This is a genomic window from Bacillus sp. CD3-5, assembly GCF_006349665.1.
Taxonomy (GTDB): domain Bacteria; phylum Bacillota; class Bacilli; order Bacillales; family Bacillaceae_G; genus Bacillus_A; species Bacillus_A paranthracis.
Genome location: NZ_VEPX01000001.1, coordinates 49,262 through 61,761, shown reverse-complemented (window position 1 = coordinate 61,761; position 12,500 = coordinate 49,262). Strand labels below are relative to the sequence as shown.

At 34.1% G+C, this 12,500-nt stretch carries 10 protein-coding genes; 3 read left to right on the top strand and 7 right to left on the bottom strand.

Annotated elements, in window-relative coordinates; translation table 11 throughout:
• Nucleotides 1-75 precede the first annotated feature (75 nt).
• On the top strand, nt 76-1,041 hold the full coding sequence (locus tag FH036_RS00285) for a quinone oxidoreductase family protein (protein ID WP_139895135.1): 966 nt from the start codon (nt 76-78) through the stop codon (nt 1,039-1,041).
• 65 nt (nt 1,042-1,106) lie between these two features.
• On the opposite strand, the gene FH036_RS00280 is transcribed toward FH036_RS00285, so the two are convergent.
• From FH036_RS00280 to FH036_RS00270, 3 genes are all read right to left on the bottom strand, one after another.
• Nucleotides 1,107-1,811, bottom strand: coding sequence for a histidine phosphatase family protein (locus FH036_RS00280; protein ID WP_044793302.1), 705 nt, complete (start codon nt 1,809-1,811; stop codon nt 1,107-1,109).
• Between the two features lie 162 nt (nt 1,812-1,973).
• Nucleotides 1,974-2,498, bottom strand: coding sequence for a GNAT family N-acetyltransferase (locus tag FH036_RS00275; RefSeq protein WP_139895134.1), 525 nt, complete (start codon nt 2,496-2,498; stop codon nt 1,974-1,976).
• Nucleotides 2,499-2,504: 6 nt separating this feature from the next.
• Nucleotides 2,505-4,406: an endonuclease MutS2 gene (locus tag FH036_RS00270; protein WP_139895133.1), complete on the bottom strand. Its 1,902-nt coding sequence runs from the start codon at nt 4,404-4,406 to the stop codon at nt 2,505-2,507.
• A 536-nt stretch (nt 4,407-4,942) separates the two neighbouring features.
• Here FH036_RS00270 and FH036_RS00265 point away from each other — a divergent pair.
• Together FH036_RS00265 and pepF are read left to right on the top strand one after the other, a co-directional pair.
• On the top strand, nt 4,943-5,734 hold the full coding sequence (locus tag FH036_RS00265; RefSeq protein WP_000129179.1) for an arylamine N-acetyltransferase family protein: 792 nt from the start codon (nt 4,943-4,945) through the stop codon (nt 5,732-5,734).
• Between the two features lie 116 nt (nt 5,735-5,850).
• Nucleotides 5,851-7,638, top strand: a complete 1,788-nt coding sequence (gene pepF, locus FH036_RS00260; protein ID WP_139895132.1) for an oligoendopeptidase F — start codon at nt 5,851-5,853, stop codon at nt 7,636-7,638.
• 48 nt (nt 7,639-7,686) lie between these two features.
• On the opposite strand, the gene FH036_RS00255 is transcribed toward pepF, so the two are convergent.
• The 4 genes from FH036_RS00255 to FH036_RS00240 form a co-directional block, all read right to left on the bottom strand.
• On the bottom strand, nt 7,687-8,724 hold the full coding sequence (locus FH036_RS00255; RefSeq protein ID WP_139895131.1) for an agmatine deiminase family protein: 1,038 nt from the start codon (nt 8,722-8,724) through the stop codon (nt 7,687-7,689).
• Between the two features lie 107 nt (nt 8,725-8,831).
• Entirely contained in the window at nt 8,832-10,574 is a 1,743-nt protein-coding gene (locus FH036_RS00250; protein ID WP_097851418.1) for an amidohydrolase, read from the bottom strand.
• Nucleotides 10,575-10,655: 81 nt separating this feature from the next.
• The gene (locus FH036_RS00245; RefSeq protein ID WP_139895130.1) at nt 10,656-11,477 is read right to left on the bottom strand and encodes a MerR family transcriptional regulator; all 822 of its coding nucleotides are present in this window, start codon (nt 11,475-11,477) and stop codon (nt 10,656-10,658) included.
• 38 nt (nt 11,478-11,515) lie between these two features.
• Nucleotides 11,516-12,493, bottom strand: coding sequence for an agmatine deiminase family protein (locus FH036_RS00240; protein ID WP_098298626.1), 978 nt, complete (start codon nt 12,491-12,493; stop codon nt 11,516-11,518).
• Nucleotides 12,494-12,500: the final 7 nt, after the last annotated feature.

The window sequence follows — 12,500 nt, the reverse complement described above, 5'->3', positions numbered from 1 at the left end:
AATCCTCTTTGTCTATTGATATTTGTATTGTATGATAAAGAGCATCTACAAACAATAAAAATGGAGGTATTCCATATGAAAGCACTTTGTTTCGAACAGTTCGGAAATCCGGATGTACTACAATATAAAGAACTAAATGATCCAATCATAAATCCAAATGAAATTCTTGTCCGCACGAAAGCAATCGGTTTAAATTTCGCCGACATTTATAGACGTCGCGGTGATTATCATCTCGCTGGCAACCCGCCTTATATATTAGGTTATGAAGGGGCTGGCATTGTAGAAAAAGTAGGAGCTGACGTTACGAATATTAATCCTGGAGATCGTATTGCATTTGCTGATGTACCATTTGCAAATGCAGAACTAGTTGCCGTTCCATCTGAGAAAGCAATTATACTTCCAGATGCTATCTCTTTTGAAACAGCCGCTTCTGTCTTATTACAAGGATTAACGGCACATTATTTAACGAAAGATAGCTATAAAATAAAACAAGGTGATATAGCTTTAGTGCACGCTGCAGCTGGCGGCGTTGGTCAACTTCTTATTCAAATAATTAAACTACTAGGCGGAAAAGTAATCGGTCTCACGTCATCAAAAGAAAAAGCACAGATAGCTACATTAGCTGGTGCTGATTACGTATTTTTATATACGGAAGCATGGCATACAAAAGTAGTTGAAATAACAAATGGAACCGGAGTAAATGTTGTATATGAATCAGTAGGCTCTACACTTGAGGAAAGTTTTAACGCTACTAAAGTTGGTGGTACTGTTGTATTTTACGGAATGGCCGGCGGTAATCCTGCTCCCGTTGATCCGCGCATGCTTATGGATACTTCAAAAACTTTAACTGGCGGAGACCTTTGGAACGTGCTTACTACCTTTGAAGAACGTAAGCAGCGCTCTACTCAATTATTTGATTGGATCGCTAGTGGAAAATTAAACATTGCAAGTCCTACTACATTCTCTTTACAAGACGGTGCTCGCGCCCATGAATTATTAGAGAGCAGAAAAAGTACAGGGAAGATTTTGTTGATTCCATAATTCATAAAATGAAAAGGAAGCTAGATTTCTCTATCTTCCTTTTCTTATCTCTATTTGAGATATTTTTATATTTCCACACTCTCTTTCCCTTTTGCAACATAGCTCATATCTCCAACCGACTCGACTGTATATGTTCCGTCTTGATATACAATCTTCGTCACACTAGCATTTTCCACTCCAAGTTTTGTTTTACTACTGTCTAACATTTCTATTAAGGTTGTAATCAACAGCCCATGAACGACAACTAAAACGTTACCGCCGCCATTTTTAGCTGCTTCTTCACTAATATTATCTATCTCTGCTTTTATACGAGTAGAAAATAATTCCCAATCTTCCGCCTGTTTCGTAGGATCTGCTGCTCTAATAAGATCAATAACTTCTTGAATAGAAAACTTCATAAGTTCTTCTGGTGATGCAACGCCTGCAGCTTTTCCAACCGCATCCCACATATTATCAAGTTTTTCACCTTCAAAAATACCAAAATTTAATTCTCGTAATTTTTTTCTTTGCTCAAGTTTCAATTTTGATTGCTCACTATATTTTAATACTAAATTAGCAGTTTCAATCGCGCGGCCACTATCACTACTATACGCACTTGTAAAATGAATATCTTTTAATCCCGTTCCTAAATTAGAGGCAACTTCCACACCTTTTTCTACTAACGGAGAGTCTGCCCAACCTTGCGCGCGATGGTTCGTATTTAATATTGTTTTACCATGTCTTGTAACATATAACGTAACTACGTTGCTATCTGTTTCTCGAGTCTTCATTCTTTTTTCTCTCCCTTTACATTTCTATATCAATTTTACCACCAAAATTATTCATTGAGCAAAATATATGTAAGTAGCTTCACTTAATAAAAAACGCTACCTTTCTGTATATCCATACAAAAAGATAGCATCTTTTATGATTACATTTCTTAACCGATACTCCTACTCAGCAAAAGCACTCGAATATTGTACAACTCCTTTTACACTTTCAAGAGCATTTTCTGTTAATTCCATTACCATAAACACTTCTTCAGGCACTTCAAATGGTGCCTTTATATTCCACTCACTTGCTTTCTTAAAACCAAATTTCGGATAGTACTTTGGATGTCCTAATACTATAACTGATCCGTATCCAAGTTCTTTCGCTTTTTCTAACGCAGCTACTATAAGTTTTCCACCAATTCCTTTTTTCTGATAGCCCCTAGCAACTGATACTGGTGCAAGCGCTAATGAATCTACAGAAGCTCCATCTTGTTCTATCGTAATTTTAGATAACATAATATGACCGACTATTTCTTCATCTACTGCAACGATTGATAACTCTGGAATAAATGCGTCACACTCTCTAATACGTTTTACAAGTTCATGTTCCTTTTTATCACTAAATTCTTCATTTAAAAATGCTTGTTGTACAACTTCTTCCGTTTTTCTATAATCGGTTTGTCGTTCTTGTCTAATCGTTACCACTTTGGATTACCCTCTATTCTTTCTCATTTCTTTTTGAATTTTACGAAGTGCTTTTTTCGATCCCCGCTCAATATCATGTTGCATTTTTCTTTCTTTATAATCGACAAATAGTGTATTTAAATCGTATCCCTCTGGATATAATTCTTTTGCTGATACCTCTAAAGTAATACGTTTTACATTCACTTCAATGAATTCACCGTTATAATATACAACGACATTACAGAAATTATCTTTTTCCTTATAGATGATACCAAAATCATCATGATCCAATAAATTTACACGATCACCGATTTTGTACTCATAATGGGACTCTCTTTTTTCTTGCACGAATTTCGGCTTTCTAATTTTACTTTCATTCAGTTTTTCTAGAGCGTATTCTTTATTTTCCATATACTCTTTCGCTCTTTTCAGTACACGTTCTCTTACGTTCATTTTATTTGCAATCCAAAGTGCATTACTTTCACCTGATTTACCGATCACTAATTTATAAAGCGGTTCTAGCGTCTCACTATTAAATTGCATTGCTGCGTTCATGAAATCATCGTGCATTTCTGAGAAGCGTTTAATTTCACCGTAATGCGTACTCGCAACTGTAATACATCCTGCAAGATAAAACTCCTCTAAAATAGAAATTGCAAGTGCTGCTCCTTCATTCGGTTCAGTCCCGCTTCCTATTTCATCAAACAATAGCAACGTATTATTATTTGACATCCTCATAATCTCAGATAAATTTTTCATATGTGATGAAAATGTACTGAGTGCATTTTCAATACTTTGATTATCACCAATATCTACAAATACATTTTCGAAAATAGCAATTTCTGTTTCTTTATCTCCGGCAATATGCAAACCTGACATTGTCGCCAATGTTAACAATCCAATCGTCTTTAACACAATTGTCTTCCCGCCCGCATTCGGCCCTGTAATAATTAAACTACGATAGTTTTGACCGATTTCAAAGTTTAATGGTACTACTTTTCCACTTAAAAGCGGATGCTTACAATTTACTAAATGAATATAGCCGTGATCATTTAACTTCGGCTCTATTCCATCAATCGATTTACTAAACTTCGCTTTCGCAAACACCATATCATACTGACTAATCAATTCCATATTAATTTTTATATGATAAATATTTTCTACTACCATTCCTGATAAAGTCGCTAAAATTTGATATTCTTCCATCGCTTCTTCTGCTTTCAAACTTGCGAGTTCCACATTTAACTTTGTAACCGTATGTGGTTCTATAAATACAGTAGAACCTTTAGCGGAAGCTTCAACTATACTTCCCGCAACTTGATTTTTATAAGAAGATTTAATCGGAATCGTGTACCTATCATCCTTCTTACTAATAAAGAACTCCTGAATATACTTCTTATTTGCACTGCTATTTAAAAACTTCGTTAAACGTTCTTTTATTTTCCCATCTACCGAATCCATGTTATTTCGAATTCGTTTTAACTCTTTACTAGCGGCAGAATCAATACTATTTCCTTTAATTGAAAAGTTAATTTCCTCTTCAATACTTTTATATTCAGTCATTGAATTTGCATAAGAAGCTAATACTGGCGCAAAAAATTCTTTATCTAACATAAACTTTTTAATCTTTCTACATCCGCGTAAAAAGTCTGAAACACTTACTAATTCTTCTGGATCTAAAATCATCCCTTTTTCTAATTTTTGAATTGTACTAGCAATATTTGAAATACCGAAAAAAGGCACATGCCCTTCTGCATCTAATATAGCTCGCGCTTCGGTTGTTTCATTCAATCGATTCCTTACTACTTTTATACTTGCACTCGGCTCTAATTTATTTATTAATTCTTTTCCTAATCCACTTACACAATAAGATTTCACTATATCCTTTAATTCGTTATATTGTAACTTTTCAAAAGTCATCGTATTCATTTTGTTTCTCCTCACTATGATTGATTTCTATCATAAATGAAGATACCTACTCATTAGATTCCAATGAGTTCTACATTATTCAATTACCATTTTTAAACATTAAAAATATACACAAAAAAGCTGCGGGGATACCGCAGCTTTTACATTTACAAGGCATGAGTAATAACATATGGGGAAATAAACCATAAAAAACGGATGGCAATCCCCTTATTACACGCTTTATAAAGTATTGTAGGTATCTTCATAGGTATCGAAATAAATCCATGACAAAATTAGGGGTATGGTATACATAAAAATCCCCTGTTCTTATCCGATTTATTTCATTCAATTTTTCCTATTTAGTACCTACCGCACTCACAAAAAGCACCTCTCATTATTTTATATTATGGTCATTGAAATCTAATTTACTGAAATCATCATACTATATGTATAGCAAGAAGTAAAGGTGTCATACTTTAGTCGTACGCACATATGCAGATGTTTCCTCTTGCGATATTAGATACAATATATATAAATCGTTTAACGGAGGGGTTTCTATGACAGACTTTCAAAAACAATTTTTCGCACGATTACATATAGAAGAAAAAGACAAAGTTTCATTTGAAGATTTACCTAACATTATGTACGCAATGGCACAAACTGTCCCATTTGAAAACTTAAATGTTCTCGAAAAGAATTTTAAGGAAATATCAAAAGAAAATCTAAAAGAAAAAATTTTAGTAAACAATCGTGGTGGTCTTTGTTATGAACTCAATCCTACTATGTATTACTTCCTTAAAGACGCTGGATTTGATGTTCATCTCGTTTCAGGAACAGTGTATAACGCTGCAAATTCCATATGGGCCGTTGATTCCGGACATATCGCAACCGTTTTAACACATCATAATGAGCTTTATTTAATTGAAGTTGGATTCGGATCATACTTACCGCTTGCACCTGTTCCTTTCTCAGGTGAAGTCGTTCAATCCGTTACAGGAGATTATCGTATTCGTAAAGAAATGACCGAAAAAGGAAACTACATATTAGAGATGCGTAAAAATAATGAGTTTTTGGATCAATCTTCTACTGATGATTGGACGTTAGGCTATGCATTTTATATAGAAGAAGTGGATGAAAAAAAAGCAAATGCAGCACAAAAAATTATTGTTGAACACGATGGGTCACCGTTTAACAAAGTACCTCTTATTGTAAAACTAACTGAAGATGGGCATGCATCTTTAACGAAGGATAGTCTGACCATAGCGAAAAACGGTAAAAAAACGAAAGAAAAAGTTACAGATATGCAATATAAAAATCTTTTACATTCAAAATTCGGAATTACATTATAATTTTTTTAGCCTTGCCTTTTAGCAAGGCTTTTTAATTTTCAGCAGGGATTTTTTGCAATTTGTTGTATTTCATAGTTATATAGGAATATAACTACATATTTAGAAAGGAAATGATTATGACAGAACTTAAAGATCGACTACAAGTAGATGATAAAGAAAAATGGGATTTAACGGATATTTACGATACCATTGAAGATTGGGAAAGTGATTTTCATAAAATTGAAGTATTAACGAAAGAACTACACGAGTTTAATGGAAATATTCACGATGGCAATAGTTTATTAGCCTATTTAACAAAGAGTGAAGAAATTTCTAGCATAATATCTTTAATGTTCGCTTATGCACGATTACAATCTGATCTTGATACACGCGATACTGACGCCCAATCTCTTGTCGATAAAGTATCACAATTACACGTGAAAGTAAGTGCGGCTAAATCTTTCTTTTCCCCATTCTTACTTAGCGTAGATGAAAAAACATTACACACTTACATAGAAGAAGCAGAAGGCTTACAATATTATAAAGAAGACTTATTTGAATTATATCGTTATAAAAAACACGTATTGAATAAGGACCAAGAAGAAATTTTATCACAAATGGGCGAAGCTCTCTCCTCCCCACAGCATACATATGGCATGCTAAATAATGCAGATATATTATTTGGTGAAGTGACTACTGATAATGGAGAAAAAGTTACTTTAACACGAGGAATGTATGCAAAGTTAATAGAAGATGAAAACCGCGAAAAACGTAAAGAGGCCTATAAAGCTTATTACAAACCATACGTTCAATTAAAAAATTCTATCGCTTCTACTTTATCTGCTGCTATTAAAAATAATGTTACTGTTTCTAAGCTAAGAAAATATCCATCAGCGTTAGAGAAATCATTATTTGGCGACATGGTTCCGAAAGAAGTATATGACAATTTAATTGAAACGACGAAAAAAAACATTCAATCTTTACATACATATAATGAACTTCGAAAAGAGAAATTACATGTCGATGAACTAAGACAATATGACTTAAGTGTCGATTTAGTAAAAGGTGTAAAACAAGACATTCCATATGATAACGCGTTTGATATCATGATTGAATCACTAGCTCCTTTAGGTGAAGACTATATTGAAACATTAAAAAGCTTTAAAGATAAACGTTATATTGACGTAAGAGAAACGCCAGGAAAACGTTCCGGTGCTTATAACTTTGGTGTATACGGCGTTCATCCTTTCATTCTTTTAAATCATCATGATGATTTAAATAGCCTTTTCACTCTTACTCATGAATGTGGACACGGTATGCATACGCACTACTCACACGGATACCAACCAAGAATTTCTGCACACTATACTATCTTTGTCGCAGAAGTCGCTTCTACAGTAAATGAAGTGCTATTAATTCATCATTTATTAAAAGAAGCAAAAGATGCTAACGTACGTAACCATTTAGTAAACCATTTCATTGAGAAATTTAAAGGCACTTTCTTTACACAAATCATGTTCGCTGAATTTGAAAAAATCACGCATGAAATGGCACAGCAAGGTAAACCATTAAATGCCCAAGTCTTTAGCGAGGTTTATGAAAACTTATTTAGAGAGTATAATGGCGACTCCCTCGTATTTGACGAAGAAGTAAAATACGGATGGGCTAGAATACCGCATTTCTACCGTCCATTTTACGTATACAAATACGCAACTGGATTCGCTTCTGCAATCCAAATTGCTGATAAGTTATTGAGCGGCGATCCAAATGCTCAAAAACATTATATTGAATTCCTTAAAGGCGGAAGTTCAGACTACCCATTAAACTTATTGAAAAAAGCTGGTGTTGATTTAATTACGCCAGAACCGATTGAAAGTGCATTAAATCGTTTTAGTGAACTTGTTGAAGAATTTTCAGCATTATAAAAAGCATGCAGAGTATATACTCTGCATGCTTTTTTCATTTCGGTTACTTTATACTAAATGTTGCTGCGTTACGCAATGAATCATGCCACCATACGCAAACAGTTCATTTACATAAATACCGACAATTCTTCTTCCCGGAAACTGTCCTTCAATAATTTGAAGCCCTAACTTATCATGGTCATCGCCGTATATAGGAACCAATACAACTTCATTTCCAATATAGAAATTCAAATATGAGCCCTTACAGTCTGCTTCTTTTACCATTTTTCTTGTCACCGGTACTGGTATGAGCTGAAATGGTTTTCCATCTATATTTCTTGCTTGTCTCAATTCTTGATAATGCTTTTCGTACGCCTCCAAAAGGTAAGATTCACTCTCCCCGAAAGGATCATATTCATAAAGAATTGTATTTCCATTTACAAAACGTGCTGCGCCATCAATATGGTAATCCGTATCTTCATCATAATTATCCTCACCGCGAATACCCGTTATCCATATAAAATTCGTTACTCCCAAATACTTCGTTAACTCTATTTCAATCTCTTCCTGACTTAATGTAGGATTTCGGTTTTCATTTATAATAGAAGTTTTTGCCGCCATTAAGGTGCCATTTCCGTTTATCTCTATTCCCCCGCCCTCTAAACAGACACTAGCTTTAACTTTTGGGATGCTATACATTTCACTTATTTTCGCCGGAATCAAAGCATCCTTTTTATACGGATATTTCTCCCCCCAGCCATTAAATATCCAGTGTGTTAAGCAGAGATTACCTTCCTTTTCCTTTACAAAGATCGGTCCATTATCTCGTATCCAAACATCATCCGTTTCTTCAATTAAAAATTCAATTTTATCCATATCCACTTTCGCTTCCATTAACTTCGATTGCACATGTACTTTTTCTTCTTCATCAAATACCACAATATGAACAGTTTCTCCGTAATGAAGCTCCTTTGCCATCGTTACCCAAATATCATCTAGCTTAGCTCTGTACCCTTCACCTCTATGAGCTTTATCATGAGGCCATTGGAGCCATGTCCCCTCATGTTTCTCCCACTCAGCAGGCATATAAAATAAACTTTTTTTCATACGTGTTCACCCCTTCTTCCAATGTAAGTTCAGTCTAAACTTTGACATCGTGTTAAGGTCAACAGGAATATATTCATTTACTTTTAAAAACTTTATAAGGTGATTCTTCACTTCTCCTTGTGATACACTATTTCTCCTTGTAAAACCGTCACCAAAACTTTCGCATTCGGAATCTTATCGACACTCATTTTAGTAATATCGTCATCTAGTAATACCATATCAGCCGATTTCCCTACTTCAATCGAACCCGTGATGTTATCAAGGCCTAATGCTTTAGCTGGCTTAATTGTATAGGCATCAATAGCTGCGTATACATCAGACAAGCCCTTGTCATCAATGCTTAATGCATTCGAAATCGTCACAAGTGGATTCAGTTCGTTTACATCCCAATCACTACTAAGTGATACATTCGCACCAGTTTTCCAAATTCGTCCTAACGGCATAATTCGTTTCATTTGCTGATCTGTAAAATACGTACTTGCCCAGCTTTGTTTAGGATCTTCCGCAAAATCATGCCCTACTTGGAAATCAGCGCTAATACCTAATTTAGCAAAACGATTTATATCACTATCTTCTACCATTTCCACGTGCGTAAGCGTATATGGCTGTTTTGCACCTTCTTTTTTCGCCGCTTCAATCGCATTTAAACTCTCTCTTACTCCGCCATCTCCAATTGTGTGAATGAGTGCACCGTAACCAATTTTGTTAAGCTCAGTTAACCACCATTTCATCTTTTCTTCTGGAATATAGTTCAAGCCATACGGGGTTCCTTTAAACCACTCAAATTTATATTTTTCTAGTGTTTTAGCTGTACTGTTAATGCTAATTCCATCACTATACATTTTCACTTGATTAATAAGCATTCGAGATGATACATCATCACGCTTAATTTTTTTGAAATACTCCATTTGTTCTGCTTCATTTAAATTCGGATATACCCATGGACGAAGTACTACTCGCGTTGTTAACCTTTTTTCATCATTTACTTTATTCCAAACATCTAACCAGCCTCGTTTCCAATACAGACGACCATCACCAACTGTAGTTATACCATTCTTCGCAACTTCATCTAAACCGTCTAACAAACCGTCGTAATTCTTTTCAAAAAGTTTTGGTTGAGAATTCCATGCTTTTTCCATCACAATATCTCCAGCTGTATCATAAAGAATACCAAAAGCTTCTCTTGTCTCTGGATCCCGAATGATTCTTCCACCCTGCGGATCTTTCGTATCTTTATTTATCCCAGCTAACTCGAGTGCTTTTGAGTTAACCCATACAGAATGAGAGGTTCTTTCCATAATTAATACTGGATTATTAGGAAATAACTCATCAAGAACTTGTAATGGCGTTTGTTGTTCTGCTTTTTCGTCCATATCTTTTAATAGCTCTTCCAAACTAAATCCTGTTCCACTTACCCATTCGCCATCTTTCACATCTTTTTTACAATCCTTTAAATACGAGCGTTGTTTTTGCAGCGAAGCATCTGGTGAGACACTACAATTCCCTGCTGCTGGTGATTTCGCTTCAAAAATATGATTATGGTTGTCCACAAAACCAGGAAGAATAAAACGTCCTTGTAAATCCACCACTGTCGTATCTTCATTTATAAATCTTTCTACATCTTTGTTTGAACCAACAAATGTAATTTTTCCTTCTTTAACGGCTACAGCCTCTACAATGTCTTGTTTGCCATTTGAAGTATAGATTGTCCCATTTTTAAACACTACATTTTTAGGTAACTCCTTAGGTAAAACAAAACTACCATTCTCACCTTTTCCTGCTCCAGGAGTACACGCTGATACCCATGTCATACTTAGAATCAGACAAATCATCATGATTGTTCTTTTCATATTCTTTCTCCTTTTTATTATGATGAATTACTTACATAAATAGAATAAGGATTGACATAATGTTAATGTCAATCCTTATCTTCAGTCTATTTTCATCACTAAAAAACAAATTTGCGTTACATACTCCTCTACTAAACAATCACATTCAGGTCCCTTTACGTAGACCTCATATGGCGAATCCTCTATTACATAACCATTTCTTTCAATCCATTTTTCTAATGCTATATAAGCGTAACCTATATAGTCATAACTTCCATAATGCATAGTAGTAACGATTTGATGCGGATTTAGTTTTTTTATTTCATATTCTTGTACTACATCTTTATTGTTCCCTTGCATTACCGGAATTCTTAATTCAATATCACTCTTATTTGGAATATACTCTTCATCATAAAAGACTGTAGAGGGCGAACCGACTATTTGAAATTTATTCTTTTGTACGTTTTCATATAAATCATAAAAATAATCATCCATATCATCTATATCTATTTGTAACCTTTGAGCAATTACTGTTATTTCGTTTCTCATTCCAATTAATATATCGTAATTTCTATGGCAAGCAGTATTTAAAGCATGATTCATATTTACCATTTCATTCATTTCTGAAATAACCTGTAAATTTTGTTTTACTTCATGAGATAACTCTATAATTTGCGCTTGCATATGTTTAATAAATGAATCTTGATCTGACGACTGAAGAATGATTTTAATTTTCGGTAGAGGGAATTTATACTCCCTTAACTTTTTTATTTTCAACGCTATTTCTAACTGCCCTTGCTCATAATATCTATACCCATTTTCTGGGTTCACATATGCTGGTTTTAATATATTCTCTTTGTCATAATGCCTTAGCATCCGTGTACTCATTTTACAAATCCGCGAAAACTCAGTAATTGTATACATATACTTACCCCTTGAATACATTTTCTTATATGCTTATTTTAAAACCAATCAAAAATCTTCCTAACTGAAAAATCTTCATTCTGATTGTTCAATCTTTTCATTTTTGAAGGTAACAAATGATGAGGACAATACCACGTTAAACAATTTATTGCGCCTCCCATTGTTGATATTTCTCCTACCTGAATTTGAATAGCTTGTTTCTCCGTATGCTGTTGAATATATCGTAACACTTCCCGATCTTTAGCTAATCCAAACTTAGGCACGTAAATCGTATCACATGTTTCTAACATATTTATATACAAACCTTTTGCCGATGCTATTTCTTGATCATATTGTCCCTTTTCTGTATATGACGATGGAACAACTATAAATTTAGCTTCTGGCATTTGCTCTTGAATAATCTCTTGAACATTATATCTAAATTCATGATCCCCTAAAAAATCACTAATAAACATCGTATGTTCATCAATAAATTTAACCATTCCGTCTGCATGTGCAAGTACGTCCCCTTCTTCAGCAGGAATAATAATAACGCGGCTCACATCCAAATCCCATTCCAGTTGCTCTATAATTTCTTCTTCCGTCCAATCATAATTATCATCAAATATGCGTTCCGTTAATATAACAGTATCTTTTTTATTCCAAATAAGATTTCCACCGTCTAATATCAATGGAGATTTCACATATTCAAAGTCGTTCTTTTTCAACCATTTATTAAATTGTTGATCTAAATATCGCGCTTGATCTTTCGGTAAGTAATTTGGTTGATATTTAAATTTAACTAAATGATTTGTGACAACTGGCGCAACATCCCTTAGCCAAATATCATCATACTCAAAAAAGCTTGTATGAAAGTCTTGCTCTTCAACAGATAAAGATATAAGTTGATCAGTAAATGCTTTATTTTCATTTAAATATTCATTAAAATAAATCAGGTCTTCATAAAAAGGACGATAATATTCATTTGATTTATCAGGTATTGCAGTAAAAATAATTCCATTATGTTTTTGTTCCATAATATTT

Coding starts and splice junctions, on each gene's coding strand:
- pepF (WP_139895132.1), top strand. CDS start 5,851: ATGACAGAACTTAAAGATCGACTACAAGTAGATGATAAAGAAAAATGG.
- FH036_RS00245 (WP_139895130.1), bottom strand. CDS start 11,477: ATGTATACAATTACTGAGTTTTCGCGGATTTGTAAAATGAGTACACGG.
- FH036_RS00240 (WP_098298626.1), bottom strand. CDS start 12,493: ATGGAACAAAAACATAATGGAATTATTTTTACTGCAATACCTGATAAA.
- FH036_RS00250 (WP_097851418.1), bottom strand. CDS start 10,574: ATGAAAAGAACAATCATGATGATTTGTCTGATTCTAAGTATGACATGG.
- FH036_RS00270 (WP_139895133.1), bottom strand. CDS start 4,406: ATGAATACGATGACTTTTGAAAAGTTACAATATAACGAATTAAAGGAT.
- FH036_RS00265 (WP_000129179.1), top strand. CDS start 4,943: ATGACAGACTTTCAAAAACAATTTTTCGCACGATTACATATAGAAGAA.
- FH036_RS00280 (WP_044793302.1), bottom strand. CDS start 1,811: ATGAAGACTCGAGAAACAGATAGCAACGTAGTTACGTTATATGTTACA.
- FH036_RS00255 (WP_139895131.1), bottom strand. CDS start 8,724: ATGAAAAAAAGTTTATTTTATATGCCTGCTGAGTGGGAGAAACATGAG.
- FH036_RS00285 (WP_139895135.1), top strand. CDS start 76: ATGAAAGCACTTTGTTTCGAACAGTTCGGAAATCCGGATGTACTACAA.